The following is a 25,222-nucleotide window of genomic DNA, read 5'->3' as shown; positions in this document are numbered from 1 at the left end:
CATTTTCGCACCTTTCTATCTTTCTACAATAATAGTTTACCAATTTTTTATAAAAAAGCTAGAAAAATATGTTTAAAAATAATATCGTTAGTATATTTATACATTAGATTTATAAATATCTTACGATAAATGAAGAAACTGGCTTCGCTTTATTTAAAAGTTGTCGCCAGTTTTGTAATAGATCACTTTATATTTTTCCCATAAAAAATTTCATTCATTTCCTGTGTGAGTTTTGCTGTTATCATCATACGATCATCTTCAGTCAGTTCTTCTTCTTTGCAGGCAAATAAATAATTATTTAAATGGAATTGTTTTAACTTGCATTTTGTATGAAATATATTTTCTTGATAGATATTAGCATCAATCATATCAAATTGTGATTTTGCTTCTTCGGGAATATAATTTTGAATGGAATTGATATCATGATCGATAAATAGTTTATGCCCATGTATATCACGGGTAAATCCCCTTACACGATAATCTATAATCATTATATCTGTATCAAAAGTGTGGATTAAATAGTTTAGTGCTTTTAATGGCGAAATTTCTCCACACGTCGAAACATCAATATCGGCACGAAATGTACTGATTCCTTCATCTGGATGATATTCAGGATATGTATGGACCGTTATATGGCTTTTGTCGAGATGCATAACAACGGAGCCTGGAAGTGGTCCAGGTGATTCCTCAAATACTTCTTTTGAAGTATCAGCAACTGGTCCCTCAGATACGAGCAGTGTTACACTTGCTCCTTGTGGTTCATAGTCTTGCTTTGCAATATTTAGAACATGTGCGCCAATAATATCGGAAACATTTTTCAAGATTTTCGTCAGCCGCTCAGCGTTATACTGCTCATCGATATATTGAAGATAAGCTTCTCTCTCGCTTTTTGTTCGAGTATAACAGATATCATACATATTAAAGCTCAATGACTTAGTTAAATTGTTAAAACCATGTAATTCTATACGCTGCTGAGGTGTTAAACTCATGTTTATCCCCCTTTTAAACAATTGGTACAGTTATGTTACCCGAACAGATTGGGGAATAACCAAAAAATCACTAATCCTCATTTTTAATAGAAAAGATTAGTGATAAGCTTTATTATTAGAACATACTTAAATCATATTTTTTTGCAAGAATTTCTAATAGTTTTAAGCCCGCAACACTATTGCCTTTGTCATCTAGTGCGGGACCAGAAATGCCAATTCCAAAGCGAGAAGGTACTGCGCCTAAAATTCCGCCGGAAACACCACTTTTTGCAGGGATTCCGACCCGAACAGCGAATTCTCCAGATGCATTATACATGCCGCATGTAACCATAAATGTTTTGCAAATACGAGCTACATGTGCTGGCATTAACTGTTTGTTTGTGACAGGTTCCTTACCATCTAAAGCAAATACGATCCCGATTCGTGCTAAATCTAAACAATTTACTTCGATTGAACATTGCTTTGTATATAAATCCAATAATTCTTCCACATCTTCATTAATGATGCCATGTTGTTTCATAAAGAAACAAAGTGCTCTATTCAAATGCGATGTATCAAATTCTGATTTAGCCACCTCTGCTGAATAACCTATATCACTATTTCCTGATAAGAGCTTAACAAATTCAATGATCTTCTGGAATCGTTCATCGACTGTGTTCCCTTTAATCATATGAGTAACAGCAAGAGCGCCTGCGTTTATCATCGGATTTAATGGCTTCGATGGGTTACTCATTTCTAGTTTTACAATAGAATTAAATGGATCGCCAGTAGGCTCATAGCCAACTTTACTAAAAACATACTCTTCTCCTGATTCAATTAGTGCTAATGCTAAAGTAATGACTTTTGAAATGCTTTGTAAAGTAATTTTCTCATGAATGCAGCCTGCTGAATAACATGTACCATCAGAGTGATAAATAGCTACAGATAAATCATCTGGATTTGCTTTGCTAAGTGCTGGGATATAATCAGCAACTTTCCCATTATGTGTATATTGTTTTGCTTCTAACAAGATACTTTCTAATTCTTCATTAGATTGACAAGGCATTTTTTCACCAACTTTACGAAAAATTTTTGCATCCCTTTTTATAAAATATAAAAAAGAATTTCTTTATGATAATAGTATATCCTTAGAAACAAAAAATGAAAAAGATTTCTCGTTTATAAATAGTACATTTCTAACTCAGATGAGGTCAATGGTTTGCTAAAGTAATAACCTTGTACGATATCGCATTGATGTTTAATGAGAAAATCGATTTGATTTTCTGTCTCTACTCCTTCTGCAATGACAAAAAAATTCATATTATGTCCCATATCAATAATGACTTTAGCTAAAGAGCCTTTGTGGATAGGATGGCCTATATCATCAATAAAAGTTTTATCAATTTTAATGGTATCAATAGGCAGTGATGTTAAATAACTTAACGAAGAATAGCCTTTGCCAAAATCATCAATCGATATTTGAAAGCCAAGGTTTTTAATATTAGCTAATTCGATTTGGGCTAATTCAATATTTTGCATAATGCTTTCCGTTATCTCTAACTCGAATTTTTCTGGATTTATTTCTAATCTTGTTATTTCTTTTTGTAGAAAAGGTATGAAATCAGTGTATTGAATTTGACGAGCCGAAATATTGATAGCAAGTTTTAAATCTTTTTTTCCTTCTCTTTCCCATTTCTTTTTCTGCGCAAATGCCTCCGTTATGACCCATTCTCCAATCGATAGTATTAGATTAGATTCCTCAGCAATTGGGATAAATTCATCTGGAGACAAATAGCCGTATACCGGGTGTTTCCAACGTAGCAGAGCTTCGACACCAAATATGCTGCCAGTATAGATATTGATTTGCGGCTGATAGTACAACTCTAGTTCTTTATTGCTAATAGCTCTTCTTAGTGCCATCTCCAATTCCATTTTTCGCGCTCCTTTTTCTGCAATGGAAGCGGAGTAAAATTGAAAATTATTTTTTCCCTGGTCTTTGGCAACATACATCGCTGTATCGGCATTTTTTATTAATGATTCTTGATCTTTTCCGTCTAATGGATACATACTGATACCGATACTTGGTGTCACGAAAAATTCGTCATCTTTCACTACAATAGGATAAGAAAAGTGGTTTATTATTTTTTGGGCAGTCTCAGCTGTTTCTAATTTTGTTTTATTCTCTAATAGGATTAAAAATTCATCTCCCCCCAGGCGAGCAACAAAATCATTTTTTTCGATAGCTGATTGCAAAATAGTAGATACTTCTTGTAAAATGATATCTCCTATCCCATGTCCTTTCGTATCATTTATTCGTTTAAATTGATCCAAGTCTAAAAACAATATAGACATTCTTTCCACTTCTTGGTTATAGAGTCGATCATTTAAATGATGCATACAACTGTTTCGATTTGGTAATTTTGTTAGCGTATCTGTGAAAGCTAGTTCTTTAATTTTTAATTCCGCCTGTTTCCGGGATGTAATATCTCTTCCAACAACCAAAACAGCTTCTTGTCCGCCAAAAAGAATTGGCATGCAATTGATTTCCAAAAATACGTTTTTCGTTAATTCTTTCGTCAATTCAATTTCCATCTCAACGACATTTTGGTTTAACTTTTTGCTTTTCTTATATTGTTGCACAATATTTTGATAAGTATCTGCAAAAAGTAAATCGCTTATGGCTAGTCCCTGTAAAGAACTATAGTCTTTACCTAACATTTTGGTGCCAGCCTTATTTATATATTGAAACTTGTAATCAACTACTACTGCAATAATATCTGGTGAAATATCGACCAGTTTACTGAATTTATCTTCGTTTTCTTTGCTATCCGTTATATCAATTAACACGCTTGTAAACTCGGTCATTTCCCCAGTTGTTTTATCAAATACAGCGATTCCTCTATCTTTTATCCAGCGGATTTTTCCATCTGGTTTAATAATACGATAAGTGCTGACAACGACATCTTGATGGGTTAAAAGCTCTGCTCGTTCCGTCAAAACTTCTTGATCAGCTGGGTGGATTACATCTTTCCACAAATTGTAATTTTTATAAAATGCCTCTGCTGAATAACCATAAATAGCTTCAATTCCAGCTGTTACCATTAATTTATTTGTTTTCAAATCATGAAACCAAATCGCAATGTCCAGTGTGTCAAAAATAGACTGTAATTTTTTATTGCTTTGAGCAAATTCGCCAAGTACATAGGTGAACTTTTTTATTAATTGATAAAAAACATATAGTAAGCCACTAGTAATAATTAATTGCAGTAGAATAAAAAGCTCTTTATTTATAGAAGCAGCAAAGATATTTAAAATTACAGATAAAAGTACAAAAAAACAAATGGCTACCATCCATTTTGTTTCACTGTGTTTATAATCCATAGAAGAACTCCTTACGTTTATTTATGTCAAGAAAATTTTTATTAAAATTATTACTAGGTAATATAACAAAAATACTTCTCCCTTACTATCCATAATTCCATAAAGTTAAACTATTGACAATAAGTTTTTAAGTATACGTATACATAGAATACACTTATTAGGATTCGTTTATAATTTTTATTTGAGAAATCTATTTATTGGGGAAAGATAGTGTGGATATATGCAAAATGGGAATGGACATGGGAATAAGAACAAATCTAAATCTTTTTATAGTCACTTCCATTTTTAAAATATAAGTCAGATGGAAAATCAATTTTCAAATGAATAAAAAACCCAAACAATCATACGAAATAACACAGCAAGATTCGTAGATTATTTGGGTATAGCTTTGACAGGAAAATTAGTTTAAACCATTCTATCTTAATTTAGATTCGGTGCTTCCACATGAACGCGGGGCGTATTCCAGGTGTCAAACCATTTTTTGGTTGCAGCTATAATTATGATAACCCCTAATATTAGCATGATGATTGATAGTACGGCATTAAGCACATTATAACCTGACGCTTCTGGGTTTAAATAAACGTTTTTAACCATCCACACCCCAGCATAATTTACTGTTACAAATAAATATGCCATCGGTATAAGACAAGTCAGCATATATCTACGTTTATCAGCCACTTTTAAAATAACGGTTGCTCCAACAATCAGCCCGATCGTTGCCATGAGCTGATTTGAGACACCGAATAGTGCCCATACCGAGCTAATATCTCCTGAAAATAAGAGATATCCCCACATTAAACATGCTAATGCACTTGCGAAAATAGAACCAGGCAGCCAATCCACTCTTTTTAGTGGTTTGTAGAACTCACCAAGAAAATCTTGAATTAAATAGCGTGCAGTTCTCGTCCCTGCATCAATGGCTGTTAATATAAAGACCGCTTCAAACATAATCACAAATTGGAAGAAATAAGATGCTAGATGGGAGAACCAAGAAATTTCTGTGAAAATATAAGACATTCCAACTGATAAGGTAACTGCCCCTCCCGTTCTTCCTTCTAAATCAATGCCGATTTCACGACTTAATTCTGGTAAGTTTGATACACTCATGCCAAGTGTTCGAAATACTTCTGGGCTAGAATTGATCGCGAAATAATCTCCGGGATGAAGAGCAGTTGCAGCAATAAGTGCCATAATCCCTACTAAACATTCGACGAGCATCGCACCAAAACCAACTACTTTAATATCAGTCCACTTATCAAGCATCTTTGGTGTTGTGCCAGAGCCGACAAAGGCATGAAATCCGGAAATAGCACCACATGCAATCGTAATGGAAATAAACGGCCATACTGGTCCTGCGATAACTGGTCCCCCTCCATTTACAAATTCCGTAAATGCAGGAAATTCAATAGCAGGGTTAATAATAAATACACCAATAATAAGGGCGATAAATACACCGATTTTCATAAAGCTACTTAAATAATCTCGCGGTGCCAATAACAGCCATACAGGTAGAGCAGCTGCAAAGAATGCATAAATAGGAAGAATAATAGCTAATGTTTTTGTATCAAGAGTTAACCAATCTCCCATTACGGTGTCTTGGATCATCGGTCCTACAAATACACCTATCATTAACAGAATAAATCCAATGGTTGTGCATAGTTTGAGATTACCTGTTTTTTTATAAAATATGCCTACACCCATTGCAATTGGGATAGTAATTCCTACCGAGAATGTCCCCCATGGATTTCTTTCTAAAGCATGTAGAACTACCATCGATAAACCAGCCATGGTAATGGTGATAATAAATAACATAGCAAGTCCTGTGCAAAAACCTGCAACGGGGCCAAGTTCTTCCTTTGCTACTTCAGATAATGATTTTCCTTTTTTTCTCATACTCGCAAATAATACGACCGCATCATGTACAGCCCCTCCGATAACAGCCCCAATCAACAGCCAAATCAATCCAGGCAAATAACCAAACTGTGCAGCAAGAATAGGTCCTACAAGGGGACCAGCTGCCGCTATTGCTGCGAAATGGTGTCCAAAGGTCACCCATTTATTGGTCGGTACATAGTCTTTTCCGTCATTAAGTTCATGTGCTGGAGTTTTTTCTTTATCGTTAAGCTTTAATACTTTTACTGCCATAAAAGTCCCATATAACCGATAAGCAATCATTAAAATACAAGCAGATGCAATAACGATTGTAACCGCATTCATTTTATCTACCTCCTTTAATGGTTTTATTATAAAAAATGAAAAGGATAAAAAAGCGTTTTCAAGGTAAAATGCATAGAAAACTAGCTGAAATGCAAAAATGACTGGATAAAATACAATATCCAGTCTGTATATATAACAATTAAAATTACTTAAAATCCGAATAATTGTTTAATCTCTTTTGTATAGTTTCTACTTAAAGGCACTTTTTCGCCATTATTCATGCATAGTAAATACGTAGAATTAAACCATGGTTCGATTTCACAAATTTTTTCTTTATTAACTAAAAAAGACCGATGTACTTTCATAATGGGACTATTTACTAACTTTTGCTCTAATTGCGTTAATGTAAAAGTAATGACCAATTCCTCTTCTTCTGTAATTAGCAATGTTTTGCCATTTTGTGCACTTATATAGACGATTTTATCTAAATCAATAATCTTTATTTTGTCATTGGCTGTGACGGCTAACTTATTACTTTGAAGAGACGGTTTGCTTGGCGCTTTTCCGTGTGTTTCTTCTTTAGTTTCGCTCCGCTGATTCTGGATCTTTAAAATCGTTTGATTAATTCGTTCTTCTTCAAACGGTTTTAATATATAATCGACAGCATTTACGTCAAAAGCTTGAAGTGCATATTCATCATATGCAGTTGCAAAGACAATTTCAGGGCGATTTGCGGTATGCTTTAACTGTTCCGCTAAATTCATTCCATTATCTTCCCCAAGTTGAATATCTAAGAAAATAACGTCTATTTTTTGATTATCAATTATGTACAGAGCTGTTTCCAAATCATCACATTCGGCCACTATCTCTATTTTGCTGCTTCTTTTCAAGAGATATTTTAATTCATCTCTTGCTAATGGTTCGTCTTCGACAATTAATGCTTTAATCATCTACTTCCCTCCATATGCTTGGTTCCTTAGAAGGCAATGTAATCATCACCTTTGTTCCTCTATTCCATTCACTTTCAATGGTGAATTTGCCTTTCTCCGCATATAACTTTTTCACTCGTTCCTGAATATTCCAAAGTGCCGTACCTGTTCCTGTACTGGAGGATATATTTTTTTGCCCAATCATGTATAGAGTGTCCTCACTCATGCCTTTCCCATCGTCTTCTGTAATTAATACCATCCTATCTTTCTCTCTATATGCACATATCGTGATGGTCCCAACTGTACCCTTGGAAAAACCGTGACGAATGGAGTTTTCTACTAGAGGTTGTAATGTAAACGGCGGAATAAGGACTTTTTTTAATTCCGGCTCTATGGACTCTTTTATAATAAACTTATTGGGAAATCTCGCTTCTTCTAATGCTAAAAAGGCATGAACATGCTCTAATTCTTGACTTAAAGGGATCAGCATATTTTTAGCCCCTTGTATGTTGCTGCGGAAATAAGTAGATAATCTTTGGATCATCTGCCGCGCTTTTTCTCCATCTGTACGAATTAGCGCAGATATGGTGTTCATACTGTTAAAAAGAAAATGAGGATGAACTTGTGCTTGCAATGCTTTAATTTCTGCATCCTTCCATAATTTTTGTTGTAATTCTGCTTCTGCTAATTCAAGCTGTAAAGAAAATAACTTGCTTAACCCTTCTGCCAAAGTATATTCTACTAATTGAATATTTTTGGGATTGGCAAAATATAATTTAAGAGTGCCGACAGTTTTATTATTTGCTTTCAATGGTAACAAAATGGCAGCGTGCAACGGACATGCTTGATTGCTGCATTGAATCTCGTCTTTCTTTTTCGCTATAAGAATATTTCCTTCCCTTAACACTTTTTCTGTTAGTTTAGTAGAAGTTTTCTCTAATGGGATATGATGATCTCCGCCGAGGCCCTCATGTGCCAAAACAATGGATCGATTCGTTATGGATACTGCATCAGCATTAGTAGCTTTTAGCATAATTTTAGCAACTTGCTTGCTAGATTCAGGATTTAGTCCTTGACGAAAGTAAGCAAGCGTAGATTGAGCAATATTTAAAGCAATATTCGTTTGTGCTGCTTTCGTTTTTTCTTCCTCTAACAGAATATTTTGAATGATATAGATGAAAATCAGCATTCCAAACCCATTAATGACAATCATTGGAAAAGCAATGATTTTGACAAGTTCGAATGCAAGCTCAAAAGGGGCAGCAATTAAAAGGATAAATAGCATTTGAATAATTTCCATGGTGATGCCGATAATCACTGCTTTGCATGCAGAATCCTGTTTAATGGAGTATTTCCTCCCAAGCAGTCCAGTCAATAATCCAGCAGCAATGGTAGATAATCCACAAGCTAGTGCAGTGAATCCACCTAAAGTTAATCGGTGAAGGCCAGCTATTAATCCTACTCCCAGGCCAACTAATGGGCCACCAATCATTCCACCAATGGCTACCCCCATAATTCTTGTGTTAGCAATAGCACTTGAAACATCTAATTTATGCTGCCATGTATGGGTGCTAATACTTCCTTTTAATATTTCGACTCCAGTATAATTACTAATTATTCCGAAGACGCCAAAGATAAGAATTAACGATAGTTTATCGTGCCATTGTGACTCATGATGAATAATCGATCGGAAAATCTTTATTCTCGATAATAAGAAGGCAAAAATAACTAAAATACCGACTCGTTCAATCATTAGTGGAAGTAATTGCAGCAATTTATTTCCCCTCCCTATTTTACTCAACATCATTATAGTAAATTCCTAGATTTATAGAAAGCCTTTTCAAACATATTGTGGAGATCTGTCAGCATTTTCGTTTCGATCCCTTCCTGTGATATGATTATTTAATAGTTGTGAAAGGTTGGATGAAAATATGGCAGCAAAAAAATATTATGTAGTATGGAATGGTAGAAAAACAGGGATTTTCTCTACTTGGGCGGAATGTGAAAAGCAAACAAAAGGTTTTAAAGGGGCTTCTTTTAAGTCATTTCCTACTTTGGAGGAAGCAGAAAAAGCCTTTAAGCAAGATGGAAATATATCAAAATCAGCATCCAAAAGTTCTTCCGCTCAAAAACAATCTAATCAAACATTGGCGGCGATTGAGGAAAATAGCATTTCTGTTGATGCGGCATGTAGTGGTAATCCTGGAATGATGGAATATCAAGGCGTTGATACGAAAACAGGAGAAGTTCTTTTCCATTATGGTCCAGTATTCGGTACGAATAATATTGGCGAATTTTTAGGAATTGTACATGCATTAAGTCTTTTGCAAAAACAAGGCAAGAACACCACCATATACAGTGATAGTATGACGGCGTTAGCTTGGGTACGTAATAAAAAGGCTAATACAACATTAGTAAGAGATAAGCGTACAGAAGAATTGTGGCAATTAATTGAGCGTGCCGAAAAATGGCTGAAGCAAAATAACTATTCAAATAAAATTCTAAAATGGGATACGAATAAGTATGGTGAAATCAAAGCAGACTTCGGTCGTAAGTAAGGCTGTTGTTAATAATTATATTGTTTTGAGAACTTGGAGGTTTTCCAAGTTCTTTTTCTTCATTAAACATTCTTGTCACTTAAAGCTTAAATTGAATATTATTAATAAATAGATATTTTATTTAATTTACTAATTATTCACATTGATCTGATAGTATTATAGAATAGGTATAGAAAATAACTAGTTTATAAGTTTATTTACATAGGAGTGAATTTTTTGAAAAAGAAAGTATATTTTAATCATGATGCCGGAATTGATGATTTAGTTTCTCTGTTTCTTCTCTTACAAATGGATGAAGTAGACTTAATTGGTGTATCAGTTATCCCAGCAGATGGCTATTTAGAACCAGGCATCAGTGCAAGTAGAAAGATTATTGATCGATTTGGTCAAGGACCAGTAGAAGTTGCTAGATCTAATTCTCGCGGGGTTAATCCATTTCCGAAAGAATGGAGAATGCACACGTTTTATGTGGATGCCTTGCCGATTTTAAATGAAAGCGGTGAAATAAATACCCCTGAAAGTGAACTTCCAGCACATGAACATTTAATTAAAACAGTAAGGGGAAATCCCGATAAAACAACACTCTTATTTACTGGACCGCTGACAGATTTAGCAAGAGCACTTGAAATCGCTCCAGATATTCAAGAAAAAATTGAAAAATTAGTCTGGATGGGTGGAACATTTTTAGAGGTTGGTAATGTACAGGAACCAGAACATGATGGAACTGCTGAATGGAATGCTTTTTGGGATCCTTGGGCAGTTGCAGCTGTTTGGGCTAGTGATTTACAGATTGAAATGGTAGCGCTAGAAAGTACGAATCAAGTTCCACTAACCCTCTCTGTCCGCAATCATTGGGCATCATTAAGAAAATTTACAGGGATTGATTTTGTTGGTCAATGCTATGCTGCATGTCCTCCTCTTGTTCATGTAGAAACGAACTCTACCTATTATCTTTGGGATGTACTAACAACAGCAACGATTGGAAAAAAAGAACTAGTTAAAATGAAAGAAGTTAAATCAATTGCTTTAACAGAAGCGCCGTCCCAAGGGAGAACCTTAATAAGTGACAATGGACGGGCTGTTTCTGTTGTATATGATGTAAAGAGAGATGACTTTTTCGCATACATTACCGACTTAGCAAAAATGGCGAAAAATAATTTATAAAAAATGAGGCTGGGACATAACTAGCCTCTAATAAAGAGAAAGGTGAATTTGAGTCCACTCAAATTCACCTTTCTCTATTTTTTCGTGTTAATTCTTCTATTATTTTAGTTAATGGCAGTGAATTTTCTTAAATTCACTGCCATTAACGCGAGGCCCATTTCGTTTTCCACCTTCGATTTTCCTCGTACAGAAAATCGAGTGAAACGCAAATTAGCCTTCAAGAATCCAAAAACTGGTTCCACATCGGTTTTGCGTTTTCGATAGATGGCACTCGTTTTCTCTTCTGAAAGCTTCGCTCTCACATATTCTTTTTGCTGTTCCCATTTTTTGTTCACCATTAGTTTTCGATTGTTTCCTTCTTTTGCCTTGGTACATGATGAGCGGAATGGGCATCCTGAACAGTCTTCGCACTCGTAGATTTTGAAACTCCTTTGGAAACCTGTAGCGTCCGTTCGGACAGAATGATATTGAAATTCTAAACGCTTCTGATTAGGGCACATATATGTATCGGTTTCTTGATCATATTCCCAGTTATCAGGATTAAATGTATTTTGTTTGTACTTTTTCTTTTGTTCCTTCAAAAACATGTTATATGTTATCAGTGCTTCTCGGTTTCTGTTTGAGAGAATATCACTAAAGTTTTGTTCACTACCATAACCTGCATCTGCAACAATATGTTTCGGTAACTCGAAATAATGTTGCTCTATCTCATCTAAAAATGGAATTAACGTACGTGTATCTGTGGGATTTGGAAATAAACTATAAGCAAGCGCATATTGACCTTCCGTTGCGATTTGTACATTGTAACCAGCTTTCAATTGCCCGTTTTTCATATAATCATCTTTCATTCGCATAAATGTCGCATCTAGATCTGTTTTAGAATAGCTATTACGTGGTCCAAAGATTTTAAAATCCTGTTGGTACTTCCGTTTTCTCAAGACAAAATCAATCAACTGTTTACGCACTTGTTTCGGGTATTTTCGTTCACTTCGTAAGGCTTTTCGTTCAGTAACGTCTGAAGATTCTTCCATTTGTTTATCATATTCGGTCACTACTTCGTCTACTTTTTGAACCATTTGAGTGAGCTCTCCAAATGATAGCTGTTCATCACTTTCCCGTTCCATTTGGGGTATGATTTCGTTCTCAAGCAACTCATTGTACAACTGGTTTGACTTATCAATTAAACTCTGATGAAATTTCTCAATCGCTTTCTTCCAGACAAACGTAAATTTATTCGCATTCGCTTCAATCTTTGTGCCATCGATAAATATCGCTTCTTGATCGATCAGTTTTTCTTCGATCAATTGGCAGCGAAATTGGATGAAACATTGACGAATTAAATCTTTTACTTCTGGTTGAACGCGAAATCGGTTAATTGTACGATAGCTTGGTTCATACCCTTGAGCTAACCACATCATACGGATACTGTCTTTTAATAGGGCCTCCATTTTACGCCCCGAAAAGACAGATTGAGTGTAGGCACATAGAATAATTTTAAGCATCATGCGTGGATGATAAGCAGGACAACCTTCGTTTCGAAGAAATGGTTCAAACGCTTCTTGAGGAATACTTTCCACTAAATGATGGACATGGAAGGCAATATCATTATTTTGTAACTTTACTTCTAAATCTAGAGGCAAAACGATTTGATTCATGGTATAATCTTTAAACATAAGGACACTTCTTTCTGATTAGATTTGGTATGGTAACTTAATTTTATCAGAAGTTGTCCTTATTTTTTATTGTAAAAATAAGCAAAACGGTGAAATTTTACTTGTCGTAAAATTTCACCGTTTTTTTCGTCTTAGAGGTGGGTTTTGTCCCAGCCTCATTTCAAAGCAGCCACCTCAATATTCTGCCAATGTTTCCATTATCTTATCCTCAATCTTTTTTCCCTTATCTTCATCCGTTAGATGGTTCAATAAAATAGAAAAAATATATTTCTTGCCTGTTTTGCTTTCCATGTAGCCAGATAATGAACTTACAGAGGTAAGTGTCCCCGTTTTTGCGAGGATTTTTCCTTTAGTATTCTCAGAATTCAATCGATGGCGCAGTGTTCCGCCAATCATTTTTTCCTCGTGACCTGATACAGGTAATGATTGACTAAATGAGGGAAACCATGGTTGTGCTTGTACTTCATATAAAAACAAACTTAAGTCGTTTGCTGAAATAAAATCTATAGGCGATATACCGGACCCATCTCGAATAACCATCTTAGTTGGATCAAGATGAAAAGCCACTAATTCTTCTTCTAAGGCCTCGAGTCCTTTTGCAAAGCTACCTTCTCCTTTTTTGACTACTCCCAATTCCTTGATTAATGTCTCAGCAATTGTATTATTACTTAATTTCAGCAATGGAAGTAGTAATTCACGGAGAGGAATCGAAGAATGAGTGGTAAGGATAGAAGCAATTTGTGGTGTTCTTCCTTTTTTGACCACCCCTTTCCACTGTATTCCTTCTTTCTTTAAAGCTTGTTGAAACACATCTAATGTATAGCTTGTAGGATCATGAACAGATACCCACTCTTTTTTTAAGGAATCGTCAATTGGCAGGCTTCCTGTTATTGTTACTACTTTACTGTTATGTTCTCTGTTAACTTTTAAACTTGCAGCAGATTCTTTATCTGCTGTTATACCATTATTGACAATTTTAATTTCGCTTGTTCTTGGCAAAGTATTGATTATGACGGGTTCATTTTTTTTCTTACCAGGTTTTATTTCAAGCAATACAGTACCTGCGTCATATTCTTTATCTGGTGATAGTGTTAAAGCGGAAATTGGGGCCCCGTAATAGGTAGATTCATCACTCCATGCCAAATCACTTGAAAAAGGAATGTTGTCATACCAGGAGTCATCGCCTATTATATCTCCATCTATATAGCTAATCCCTTTCCTTTTAATTTCTTTCGAGAGTTTTGCTAAATCAGAGGCTAAAAGGCTTGTATCCCCATTTCCTTTTATGTATAAGTTTCCTTTTAAATGAGCATCTTCTACTCTTCCATCTCCATAAATTTCTGTAATAAATTGATAGTCTTCTCCTAAAATGTTCAATGCTGCTGCTGAAGTTAGTAACTTCATATTAGAAGCTGGCGTTAGTCGTAAATCGGCCATATGTTCATAAACAATTTTCCCTGTTTCTTGTTCGCGAATGCTAATTCCTGCTAAACTTCCTTTTAATTCGGGTTCTATATTTAACAGTGATTCAAGTGCCGTGGACAATGTAGCTTTTTTATGATCTTCTGCTGCGAATACTTTCGGTGAAAATGTGTTAGGTGTGCTTCCAGACAAGAATATAGAGAATAACATTACTACTATTATTCCCTTTTTCCATAAAGTCATCTTCTCACTCCTTATACTTCTCCTTGATAAAAGTGCGTTGAGTTGTTAAAAGTATATTATGTCCAGGAATTGCAGAATTATCCGCATGAATAATTAAAACTGACAACCTGGACAATAAAAACACTTTTTAGAAGATACTTTTATAAATACTATTTTGTGCTGACACCTTGGACATATTTCTCCTTCTCTGTCATATACTTTGCAAAGCTTATCATATCCTCCGGTTTTTTTATCCCCTATATAAAGGGGATGCTCCATATAACCACCCATATGAGTTGCCGCTCTTAATATTTTCAGTATGGAATTATAGAGCTTATTTAGCTCCATTTCTTTTAAATCCTCTAGTTTCCGAGTCGGTAAGATTTGCGCATCAAAGCAGATTTCATCGGAGTAACAATTGCCAATACCTGAGATAAAATGTTGATCGACTAATTTAAGCTTTATTGTCCCCTTCCTAGAGTTAATGATGTTTTGAAAGCTGTTTTCAGTAAAATGAGGTTCAATAGGATCTGGACCTAAGTCGTTCAGCCTTTCTTTACATTCTTCAAGAGTTAGTAAATGTAGATAACCTAATCGGAGTCCAATAAAATACAAGTGATTTTCTCCAAATGTTAGTTGGATTTGAATGGTTCTATTTGGTTTTTCTTTTTCGGTTCCAAAAAACATCCATCCACCTAACATTAAATGCAATAGAAGAACCTTTTGATTGTTTAAGTAAAAGAGTAGATGTTTCGCACGCCTTTCCACGCGAAGAATAGTAGTATTCACTAATTGATTCTCAAATGATTGTTTCGTAATATTAATGGACTTTTCTCGGTTAACGGCTATCGAGGTAATGGGTTGAGTGGTAATCAATTTATTTAATAAGATTTTATAGTTTTCCATTTCTGGCAATTCCGGCATTTATTCATTCTCTCCTTTTTATTTCCTCCCTTATTTTTGCCAAAACCATGAAAAACTATTTATGACACTTTATGATCAATATGTAAAGTTTGTAAATCCTTTATTTAGATGAGAAACTTGCTCATAAAAATGAAGATGACTGGTTGTATGGGCCTCTATAAAACGTTGTAAATTATCATTAATAAAACTTATCTATGCCACAGTAAGCATAATAGTAAGAAAACTACCCCTTAATAAACTTTTAACTAACCACCCTTACTAACTACAGTTTATTGCTTATCTTCCTTTTATAAATTACTTACCCGTAACTCCTATTCCTTCTTGAAGTATCATAGCTTCGCTGTTATACAAGATCTACGTCCCAACCAGCCTCAAACATGTTTCTACAAATAGGGGGCGGACAGTTTAGTTGACAGGTTCAATGCCCACCCACATATGGCCTAGTCTGGCTGCTAGTATAATAGATTCTGTTAAAAAAGGTCAACCATTGAAAACTGGTTAAGCTTATAATGCGAACGCTACTATTCGTTTAAGTATATTTCTTCATAAATATCGTTCTTTCATTCCATCTACTTTAAATTTCTTGGGTTATTTCTCTTAAAAATTGCTTCCTCTTCTCATCTGTTGTTAAGTTAACTCTAGAAAAATGAATCCATTTAGTGTATTCGTTTTTAACTCCCAGGTCAGCTAAAGTTCGGTTAATGAAAACTCCTTGAATAGCATTGCCTCCTTCAGATTCAATATAATCTTTATCCGTTGTAGAAGTTGAAATCACAGTTGTTTTTTCTATATTTGTCAATAAGCCTTTCAAAGCACCTGTTGTTTTATCCTCTAGAAAAGCGAATCCGCTCAACATCACTTTATCAATAAACCCTTTTAGAATAGCAGGTAAGTCCCACCACCAGACAGGAAATATAAAAATCAACTCAGTTGCCTGACTTAATTTTTTTTGATAGTCCTTAACTAATTCATATGGTGTTTCTCCACTATTAAATTGCGCCAATTCTTCTGCTGTAAATACTGGATTAAACCCGTCTTTATAAAGATCGATCACTTGAAATGTTTCTTCCTTAGCTTCTAAGTCTTTCGTGATAGAATTTAAGATTGCATGATTATAGCTTCCTTCCCATGGATGTGCATAGACAATTGTTTTCATTACTAGTTCCTCCTTCTCCCTTATTTGCATCATATTTTGATGTACATTCATCTTATTGTATGCTATATATTTTTACAAGTACGGTAATTAAAGTGTGATACTAACCTAAAGGAGAGTGCTGAATGGAAAACGATTCTTATCTATTTGAAGAGAATTTGAAGGATACTGGTTTTGGATATACTTTGTCATTAATTGGTGGGAAATACAAAATGACAGTTTTATATGCTTTATATTTAAACAATAACCCTATTCGCTATAACCAGTTGAAACGGAGGCTTGGCAATATTTCTTTTAAAACACTAACCAATACATTAAAGGAACTAGAGAGTGATCAACTAATTAATCGGAAGGAATATCCTCAAGTGCCTCCAAAAGTAGAATATTCTTTATCAGATAAGGGTTTGTCACTGATTCCTGTATTAGATGCAATTTGCTATTGGGGGGAAGAACAATTGGATAAAAGGAAGGAAGTCACGATGAAAGGGAACAATAACTAAATAAAGCTGTCTGGTCAGCAGCTGTAGATTTATTTTGCATAGTCTTAAACAATAAACATACTCAGGATTATGAAAAAGAATTGATCATTTACAAGCTGCTGTCACTATTGTTTAATAACAAGCAAACAACAGTGCCTTTTACTAGAGTATTAATAAATTGAATATATGAAGTTATTTTAGGTGAAAATACCAATGTTTATAATGTAGAAAGTATATTTTCGGAGGTTGTTTTACGAAAGGAAATGGAAAATGTATGTTTAAGTGTTGTTTAAACCAGGGGGTTTCTTCTATTGTCTCAGCCACACAAAGAATGCAAATTATGTTAACCTGATCTCCGCGTTAATATCTGAACAAAAAGGTAGGTTGGCTACCTTTTTGATTAACACTCATTAATAAAATAAGTTAGTCTCTTATAACTGTAAACTCATAGTAACTGTCCTGATGTTAAATCCCAATTTCTCATACAGTTTAATTGCGTGATTCCCTGCAAATGCACTTAGACGGATTTCTGAATATCCATCTTGTTTTAGATGGTCAATACCTGCTCTCATTAACAGTTTGGAGATTCCTATCCCTCTGAATTCTTCTATAACAAATAGCTCGTAAATAAATCCAATCATCCTATCAGTAAATTGGTCTTTGCTTGTCCCTATAAAAATCCAGCCCATTATTTTGTTGTTTTTTGTGGCTATTAAATAGTAGCTTCCTTTTTCCAAAAGTGGTTTAACAAGCTGGTCAATTTTTTCCTTCGTAGGTTCAACTTGTCCTAAAGTACCATCAAAAATAGCTTGTGGCGAAAGAGATAATACCATTTTTAATTCAAGATCATTAGGTTTTCTAATATCCATTAATTGCATCAGTCCTTTCATTTTCCTTTAGTTATTTATTAGTTAATATATTTATTGTGCTTCAAAGCAACTTTTTTTAGGTTAGAAATAGTTTCTTCAAATGTTTTAACTGGCATATATCCTAATCCTTTGATTTTTTTATTAGAATAAATTGGACGTTCTAATCTGCGCTCTGGTAGTATATATTTTTTACCTATAGCATTTATTAATTCTAATCTATATTCTTTATCAGGATAGTTTCCATCAATTGCATTATAAATTTCACCACTAATACCCTTTAATATAGCGACAAAAATCATTTCAATCAAATTATCTCTATGTACCCATGGTATAAGGTCATCTGGATTTACCCAGTTAACAATGTCGGTATTTATCATCCGTTCAACTTGTCTATCACCCCAATAGGAGTTTTTCTCTGCACAAATCGCTCCAGGTCTTAAAATGATTAAGCCGAGTCCATTATTTTTATACTTATTAAGAATTCTTTCAGAATGAGCTTTAGTCTTAATATATACTTCCGGATGACTTTCTGTAATTGGTGAATTTTCATCAAAATATCCCTCTGTTGGCTCGCCATAAACGGATAAAGTTGATATATGTACAAATCTCTTTATACCTAATTCTATTGCTACGCTCGCTAAATTTTCCACACCAATTACATTTGAATTCATCGCTTTCTCTAAATCCTCGCCTAAATAAGCCGCACAATGAATAATAATATCAATATCTTTAGCTGCTTCTACTAATGAACCTCGATTAGTAAGTTCTCCTATAATTGGTTCTATGCCGATTTCTTTCATTTCTTTATAACTCTTTTCGTCTCTTACTAACCCTTTGACCATTGCACCTTCCTTTAAATATCTTTTTGCAACCTCACCACCTAAAGTCCCTGTTACTCCTGTAATCAATATCTTTATATCAATTATTGACATTCAAATCTTCCTTCCTATTTTAATATTTACCTGTAAGAAGAAAAAGCTTCTTCACTAACCAGTAGTACAAAAAATATATCTAAACTCAAAGCAGAACTATCTTCTAAGCTATAGCTCTTTAACTATTTCTAACTAAATATAACAAAATATTCTAATTTGAGTAGTAAGTATAAAGCAAGTTTATTTCCTATGGTAGTATAAATTAACTGTTTTCATTATTTCTTGTGGTGAATCAGCTAAATTAATGATTAATGATTGCTTTACAATTGCAAGAAATCTCCAAAGTATTCATAAACATAAAGAAGATTGCTAAAACCTAAAAGTAAATAATTCTCCACAAGCGAAACGGGACCAATTGTTTTATACCACCTAGGAAAATTAGAGACTATGAAGAAGAGAGAGGAATATTACCCTTAAAATTGAAACTTATCTATCCTATTATTCGTAGATAGATTACAAATAGAAAATGAGGGAGATTGTCTTGAAAATGACACTATGGATTACAATAGGTATTATCGTTTTGCTAAGTTTCATGATCGGAATGGGAATTTATATGTTTAAGAAGGAAATTAACAAGGAAGATCCTGATTATATTTTTCAATTTATTAAGGAAAATGCAAAAAGTGAAAGAGTTGCGCTTTCGATCAACTATAATAAACAAAAGTGGGTAAAAGTTAATCAAAATAAACAGTTACCTTTAGCAAGCACCGTTAAAATTATTATCGCCATGGAATATGCACGACAGGCAGCAGAGGGGAAAATTGATCCGTTGCAGGAAGTTAGTTTAGAGGAACTAAACAGCTTTTATATTCCTAAAACAGATGGTGGAGCACATGAAGCTTGGATTGCTAACCTAAACGATGGTAAAGAGACAGATAAAGTTCATTTAAGTGAAGTAGCTAAGGGAATGATTGCTTACAGCTCAAATGCAAATACCGAATACTTAATTCATGTGCTAGGGCTTGAAAATATTAATACTTCTCTAGAAAGCCTAGGGATTTCAAATCATGAACCTTTGTATCCGATAGTAAGTGCGTTGTTTATCCCTACCCAGCTAATGAAGGAGCAAAATATAACTAAACAAGAAATGCTCGAAGTAATGAAAAGTATGGATATTTCTGAATATCGTAAAAGAGCGATGGATATACACAATAAATGGCTGAACCACCCTCCAGCTGCTGAAGAAAAAAAACAAATAGTGAATACTTTAGACATGGATGTTCAAAGAATATGGTCTAATCGTTTACCGCGATCAACTTCAGAGGATTATGTCTATATTATGGAAAAACTAAATAACAAAACATATTTTGATGAAAACACCTATAAATATCTTGATCCAGTAATGGAACAGTTAATGGAAAATCCAAACAATCGAAAATGGCTTGTTCATGCAGGGCAAAAGGGTGGATCTACTGCATTTATTATTACAACGGCAATGTATGCTACAGATAAAGACGGTAACCAGACTGAGTTGGCCTTTTTTGCAAATGATTTGACTTCATTTGAACAAACAAAACTATCTCGAAATTTGAATGGCTTTAAACTGAAATTTTTAAAAGACGCTGAATTCCGAGCACTAATACAAAAAGAATGATCTGCTCTAGAAAGTCGAATTCCTTAATGTTGATAGGAATTCGACTTTCTAGATTGTAACTTACTTCGTATGATATCCTCATTTAGTCGGCAGATCCCATTATGTTCTTAAAATATTAATTACTCCTGCCAAAACTAGATAAGAGAGTTTAGTGTTTTTCTTTAACATATTCTACAAGAAGTTTAGAATCTTCTTAAGTTAAATTCTCTCAGATTCAATCTGTTTAAGAGAATCCATAGCCTGTGGGGATAAGACATTTGGAGAATAATTCTAAATGATGTATGAATGTAATTGCAGGCACTCTCTTAATCGGATAAACCAAAACCCATAGTTTAGCAGGAAGGTTAATTCTCTTAAGCTATGGGGATGGATACTATTTTATTTCGTTAACTCAGGGTTGTTTCTCAATCCGATAACCAAGAGCTTCAATTGCATATTCAATGCCTTGTTCTAATGTCGCAAAGGTATGGATATGTTTTAAATCAACGCCTGATTGAATAATTTGCACACTTAAATGTGGATTAATCCCTACGAGGATGCATTCCCCGCCAATTAATTCAATTGCTTTTACCAATTCCTGCAGTCGAAAAATAATAAACTGATCGAATTCGCTTATTCCAGTTAAATCAAGAAGTAAATAACTTGCTCGACGCTCGGAAAATTCCTGCAAACCTTTTTGCAGTAAATCTTCAAAACGCTCTTCATTAAATTTCCCAATTAGCGGTATAGCGAGGATGCCTTTCATGACAGGCATGACTGGTGTAGATAAATGCCTGATCAAAGTGGATAGCTCTTTCGTGCGGTCCTCAACTATTGTTTCTAATTCTGTAATGTATTTTGTTTCTTTCCCTCTTACTAGTTCATGGACACTTTGATGGGGAGTGTGGTTAGAAACGAATATGTTTAATTCATCATATTCATCTCCCCTCGTTTGACTTTTAGTTAACTCATACCACATCTTTTCTTTAAATAGTCCGCTAAAAACACCTGCCCAATGACTCGGTAATAATACAGCAGATTGGCTTGGATTTAAAGATTGGAAGATTCGGTGCTCCCATGAATTTTTCAAACGTACCGTTACCGTTTGCTTGTCTTTGTTAAACGCTGTTATCGTTACATTTCCCCAGCCCGCACTTGAATATATTTCACTATATTTCTTGATAATTTCTTCAATGGAAAAGCGATTTTGATAATAATCATTTACTAGCAGTCCCATCCGGAAACCAGTTGTCTCAAAAACGGCATTAGATGCATCAGGACCGGAAATTTCCATAATGGTGCTTAAAAAAATCTCAAATGCATTATCCCAAAATAATAGTGCTGGAGCGCCGTCAAAGTGGAATACACCGTTTTCGCTATTCCATGAAAATTCGCTAGATTTGATCTGTATTTTTTGATTTGATTCTTTTGTCAAGTCTCTCCCTCGCTTCCAAACATTCGAAATGTATCTAATTTTATCCGGTTTTAAAACAAAAAAGTGCTATGCTGATAATTTTTCATTTAAAGAGAATAAAAATAAATAAGCTAATTTTAACGCATCCCCGATTTGCATTTCTTTATCGAAGCCGTTGATTTTTTCTAACGGGAAATTGACATCCCAAACGCCATCGTTACCATTGAACATTAATTGGTAAGGCGTGTCATCACCTATTAGTTGATTCTCCATAAATGCTCGAATTTCTTTTTCTGTTTTTTTAGGACTCTTTAATCCACATAAAACTTCATAGGTACCAAAAACAGAATCAACTTCTATGGACATAGAATCGATAGAGACAATGTCAAATGCTTTTGTCTCTACATAGAGATAAATGTCTATATTTCTCTCTAAATAGTCTACAGTATCCTCAAGAATCCTCTCTTGAGCATTTTCCTGCACCACTTCGTCTGTTTCTTTATTGGCAAGCTCCATATATAAATCAGAAAAACGCTCAGCTGTCTGTTCCATCACCATATGATCGTCTGCAAGGCCTTCTTTTCTAACATAATTCATTTCCTCTTCGAAAAGAACTACTTTTCCTGAATTTAGTGATTTGCACTCTTCTATATACTTATTTATTTCTTTTTTTAACAATGGAATGAACTCCCTTCATTATACAATCGTTTTTTCTGGTAGAAAATTAGGATAGCTAAGCCTAAAATTCTCCCTTTAAATCCTCAAAAGGAACCTAAAGCAAAGGGGAACCTTCTTTATCTTTTTCCATCTCGTTTTTTAGGTTTCGCCCATTTTTTTGTTGGGGATTGACTTGAATTACCCCTATGTTTATTGTTTGTTGAAAATGACTTACGCTTATTGTCACTTCCCTTTTTATCTGATTGAGACGAACGAATAACTTCGTCCTTCTTTTTTGTATGGCTTTGTTTTTTGTATGGCTTTTTCGCTGGTTTAGATTCTTCGCTTTGTTTAGTTGAATCTGTCTTTTTGGGTTGCTGTATTTTTTCTATTTTTATATCTAATTGATTCTCTATTGAATCTAACAATGGTCTATCATCAGATGAATAAAAGGTAACTGCATATCCTTCTGTACCAGCTCTTCCTGTTCTGCCGATTCGGTGGACATAAGACTCCGCATCTTGCGGAATATCATAATTATATACATGTGTAATTCCATCAATATCTAAGCCTCTTGCTGCTACATCTGTCGCAATTAACAATTGGAATTTTCCATCACGAAATGCTTTCATTACTTGCTCTCTTTTTGTCTGCGATAAATCCCCATGTAATTGACCACAGCTAAATTTATTTGCGAGCAATACTTCATATAATTTAGTTACTCGACGTTTCGTCCTGCAGAAAATGACTGCCATATACGGATTTGCTTCCTTCACTAAGGTCATTAATGTACCTTGCTTGGCACGATCAGTTGTATGTATACTTACTTGCTTAACGGTTTTTGCTGGTCCTTGTTTTGCTTCAACAGTAAAATAGTCGGCGTTTTTCGTATATTTCTTCGCAAGTTTTTCGACTTCCCTTGAAATAGTCGCGGAAAATAGCATTGTTTGTCTTGACTTAGGGATACGTCGCATAATATAGCTAATTTCTTCTAAAAAGCCAATATGAAGCATTTGATCTGCTTCATCTAAAACAAAATAGGAGATTTTGCTTAAATCAATTGTTCCTCGTTTAATATGGTCAATTAATCTTCCTGGTGTCGCTACGACAATGGAAACGTCTTTTTGTAAGACTTTCAACTGTTTGTCGACATCTTGTCCCCCGTATACAGCAAGAACATTTACTGCTTCCTGTTTCATTTTCATGATTTCATTCGTTATCTGAATAGCAAGTTCTCTAGTTGGGGTTAAAATTAGTGTTTGTATATGATTTGCATCGATAATCATTTTTTCTAAAATCGGCAATATAAAAGCAAAAGTCTTTCCTGTACCTGTTTGTGCTTGCGCAATTACATCGCTTCCTTTAAGAAGTGGTGCAATAACCTTTGCTTGAATAGGGGTTGGCTGTTTTATTCCTTGTTTATGAAGTTTTTCAATAATTGTTGAAGACAATCCAATGTCTGTAAATGATTGCATGGATTTTACCTACTTTCCGTTCAAATATACGAATTCCATTTTCTTATTTTGGCTTTTTCTATCAAAATTATCAAGTGAAATCATCTTCTGCATAATGAAAAAGACTACAAGTAGAGAGGAAGATGCAAACTCTACCTATAGCCTGATACATGTATATTAATAGCGATTTAATTCTTTTATAATTTCTTCTAAAGCATTTTTGCTTTTGTTCTTTTCCATCTTTTCTGCCATACCTTGCTTATTTTCTTGCATTTGTTTTAAGGTATGAAGAAAATGCTCTTTTGTTAATGCTTCCTCTTCTATCATATAGGAGTAACCATTTTCCGTAAAGACCTTCCCATTTAATATTTGATCTCCTCTGCTTTGCTGTTTGGTTAATGGAATAATAAGCATAGGAATTTTTAAGGCAAGAAATTCAAAAATAGAATTAGATCCGCCTCTCGTAATAACGAATTCTGTCGCTGCTAGGATATCAGCTAATTCATTATAGACATACTCAAATTGTTTGTATCCATTTATCCCTGCATGATCTTCTGAAAGATTTCCTTTCCCACATAGATGCACAATTTGATAGGATTGTAATAATGTATCTAAATTATCACGAACGATTTCATTTATTTTCTTGGCCCCTAAACTCCCCCCCATAATTGTAAGAATCGGCTTTTGACTAGTAAAACCAAGGAAGAACTTCCCTTTAGAGGCAGATCCAGTTAGTATTTCCTTTCGAATCGGAGAACCGATTGCTTTACTTTTTTCTTTTGGCAGATAATGTAAGGTTTCTTCAAAAGATGTAAAAATTTTTGAAGCAAAACGGACAGACAATTTATTGGCTAAACCTGGTGTTAGATCACTCTCATGCAGAATGACAGGAATTTTCAACTGGCGGGCTGCGATGACAACAGGTACAGATACAAATCCACCTTTTGAGAAAACAACATTTGGTTTGATTTTCTTTAAAATTTTTCTTGCGTCATAACAGCCTTTCATTACTTTGAATATATCTTTTATATTTTCTTTTGATAAATATCTTCTTAATTTACCACTCGAAATAGAATAATATGGAATGTCAATCTTTGCGATTAAGTCCTTTTCAATCCCCGCTTTACTGCCAATATACGAAATATCCCAGTACTGTTTATTTAATTCATTTATGATAGCGATATTAGGGGTAACATGGCCGGCAGATCCCCCGCCTGTAAACACAATTTTCTTCAAAGTAGATTCGACTCCTATTCTTCGTATCGATTTTCACAGCGAAAAAGCCAGAAGTTA

At 34.4% G+C, this 25,222-nt stretch carries 19 protein-coding genes and 1 pseudogene; 4 read left to right on the top strand and 16 right to left on the bottom strand.

The window, feature by feature from the left end; translation table 11 throughout:
• Positions 1-182: 182 nt before the first annotated feature.
• From speD to NST77_RS08615, 6 genes are all read right to left on the bottom strand, one after another.
• Positions 183-989 (bottom strand): adenosylmethionine decarboxylase, encoded by an 807-nt coding sequence (speD, locus tag NST77_RS08640; RefSeq protein ID WP_163186856.1) that lies wholly within the window; start codon positions 987-989, stop codon positions 183-185.
• 115 nt (positions 990-1,104) lie between these two features.
• Positions 1,105-2,034 (bottom strand): glutaminase A, encoded by a 930-nt coding sequence (glsA, locus tag NST77_RS08635; protein ID WP_172859820.1) that lies wholly within the window; start codon positions 2,032-2,034, stop codon positions 1,105-1,107.
• Positions 2,035-2,147: 113 nt separating this feature from the next.
• The gene (locus NST77_RS08630; RefSeq protein ID WP_341122902.1) at positions 2,148-4,349 is read right to left on the bottom strand and encodes a sensor domain-containing protein; all 2,202 of its coding nucleotides are present in this window, start codon (positions 4,347-4,349) and stop codon (positions 2,148-2,150) included.
• A 420-nt stretch (positions 4,350-4,769) separates the two neighbouring features.
• Positions 4,770-6,566, bottom strand: coding sequence for a carbon starvation protein CstA (gene cstA / locus NST77_RS08625; RefSeq protein WP_341122901.1), 1,797 nt, complete (start codon positions 6,564-6,566; stop codon positions 4,770-4,772).
• Positions 6,567-6,715: 149 nt separating this feature from the next.
• Entirely contained in the window at positions 6,716-7,456 is a 741-nt protein-coding gene (locus NST77_RS08620) for a LytR/AlgR family response regulator transcription factor (protein ID WP_341122900.1), read from the bottom strand.
• Positions 7,449-9,209 carry a sensor histidine kinase gene (locus tag NST77_RS08615; RefSeq protein ID WP_341122899.1) on the bottom strand — a complete coding sequence of 587 codons (1,761 nt, stop codon included), beginning with the start codon at positions 9,207-9,209 and terminating at the stop codon, positions 7,449-7,451. Before NST77_RS08615 ends, NST77_RS08620 begins: the two co-directional genes overlap by 8 nt.
• Positions 9,210-9,366: 157 nt before the next feature.
• On the opposite strand from NST77_RS08615, the gene NST77_RS08610 reads away from it, so the two are divergent.
• Together NST77_RS08610 and NST77_RS08605 are read left to right on the top strand one after the other, a co-directional pair.
• On the top strand, positions 9,367-9,993 hold the full coding sequence (locus tag NST77_RS08610; protein WP_123257698.1) for a ribonuclease H1 domain-containing protein: 627 nt from the start codon (positions 9,367-9,369) through the stop codon (positions 9,991-9,993).
• 216 nt (positions 9,994-10,209) lie between these two features.
• Positions 10,210-11,157: a nucleoside hydrolase gene (locus NST77_RS08605; protein WP_123257697.1), complete on the top strand. Its 948-nt coding sequence runs from the start codon at positions 10,210-10,212 to the stop codon at positions 11,155-11,157.
• A 113-nt stretch (positions 11,158-11,270) separates the two neighbouring features.
• On the opposite strand, the pseudogene NST77_RS08600 reads toward NST77_RS08605, so the two are convergent.
• The 4 genes and pseudogenes from NST77_RS08600 to NST77_RS08585 all read right to left on the bottom strand — a co-directional run.
• Positions 11,271-12,830 (bottom strand): annotated as a pseudogene (locus NST77_RS08600) (IS1182 family transposase); the annotation flags it as partial.
• 174 nt (positions 12,831-13,004) lie between these two features.
• The gene (gene dacB, locus NST77_RS08595) at positions 13,005-14,495 is read right to left on the bottom strand and encodes a D-alanyl-D-alanine carboxypeptidase/D-alanyl-D-alanine endopeptidase (protein ID WP_095328813.1); all 1,491 of its coding nucleotides are present in this window, start codon (positions 14,493-14,495) and stop codon (positions 13,005-13,007) included.
• A 93-nt stretch (positions 14,496-14,588) separates the two neighbouring features.
• Positions 14,589-15,398 carry an Fpg/Nei family DNA glycosylase gene (locus NST77_RS08590; RefSeq protein WP_123257696.1) on the bottom strand — a complete coding sequence of 270 codons (810 nt, stop codon included), beginning with the start codon at positions 15,396-15,398 and terminating at the stop codon, positions 14,589-14,591.
• Between the two features lie 574 nt (positions 15,399-15,972).
• Positions 15,973-16,554, bottom strand: a complete 582-nt coding sequence (locus NST77_RS08585; protein ID WP_095328811.1) for an NAD(P)H-dependent oxidoreductase — start codon at positions 16,552-16,554, stop codon at positions 15,973-15,975.
• Between the two features lie 122 nt (positions 16,555-16,676).
• On the opposite strand from NST77_RS08585, the gene NST77_RS08580 reads away from it, so the two are divergent.
• Positions 16,677-17,051, top strand: coding sequence for a winged helix-turn-helix transcriptional regulator (locus tag NST77_RS08580; protein WP_095328810.1), 375 nt, complete (start codon positions 16,677-16,679; stop codon positions 17,049-17,051).
• 410 nt (positions 17,052-17,461) lie between these two features.
• Here the strand turns inward: NST77_RS08580 and NST77_RS08575 are convergent, their stop codons facing one another.
• Positions 17,462-17,899: a GNAT family N-acetyltransferase gene (locus NST77_RS08575; RefSeq protein WP_163186862.1), complete on the bottom strand. Its 438-nt coding sequence runs from the start codon at positions 17,897-17,899 to the stop codon at positions 17,462-17,464.
• 38 nt (positions 17,900-17,937) lie between these two features.
• Positions 17,938-18,831, bottom strand: a complete 894-nt coding sequence (locus NST77_RS08570; RefSeq protein ID WP_163186864.1) for an NAD-dependent epimerase/dehydratase family protein — start codon at positions 18,829-18,831, stop codon at positions 17,938-17,940.
• 487 nt (positions 18,832-19,318) lie between these two features.
• Between NST77_RS08570 and NST77_RS08565 the strand changes: the two genes are divergently transcribed.
• Complete coding sequence (locus NST77_RS08565) at positions 19,319-20,425, top strand: serine hydrolase (RefSeq protein ID WP_341122898.1); 1,107 nt, start codon at positions 19,319-19,321, stop codon at positions 20,423-20,425.
• A gap of 391 nt (positions 20,426-20,816) precedes the next feature.
• On the opposite strand, the gene NST77_RS08560 is transcribed toward NST77_RS08565, so the two are convergent.
• The 4 genes from NST77_RS08560 to NST77_RS08545 form a co-directional block, all read right to left on the bottom strand.
• Positions 20,817-21,839, bottom strand: a complete 1,023-nt coding sequence (locus tag NST77_RS08560; RefSeq protein WP_095328807.1) for an STAS domain-containing protein — start codon at positions 21,837-21,839, stop codon at positions 20,817-20,819.
• 66 nt (positions 21,840-21,905) lie between these two features.
• On the bottom strand, positions 21,906-22,496 hold the full coding sequence (locus NST77_RS08555) for a branched-chain amino acid aminotransferase (RefSeq protein ID WP_095328806.1): 591 nt from the start codon (positions 22,494-22,496) through the stop codon (positions 21,906-21,908).
• A gap of 116 nt (positions 22,497-22,612) precedes the next feature.
• Positions 22,613-23,950 (bottom strand): DEAD/DEAH box helicase, encoded by a 1,338-nt coding sequence (locus NST77_RS08550; RefSeq protein WP_095328805.1) that lies wholly within the window; start codon positions 23,948-23,950, stop codon positions 22,613-22,615.
• A 156-nt stretch (positions 23,951-24,106) separates the two neighbouring features.
• Positions 24,107-25,165 (bottom strand): undecaprenyldiphospho-muramoylpentapeptide beta-N-acetylglucosaminyltransferase, encoded by a 1,059-nt coding sequence (locus NST77_RS08545; protein WP_095328804.1) that lies wholly within the window; start codon positions 25,163-25,165, stop codon positions 24,107-24,109.
• Positions 25,166-25,222: the final 57 nt, after the last annotated feature.

The organism is Niallia sp. FSL W8-0177 (assembly GCF_038006285.1).
GTDB lineage: Bacteria > Bacillota > Bacilli > Bacillales > Cytobacillaceae > Niallia > Niallia circulans_A.
Note: the sequence above shows the minus strand (reverse complement) of the source record. Positions and strands in the feature narration are given on the sequence as shown.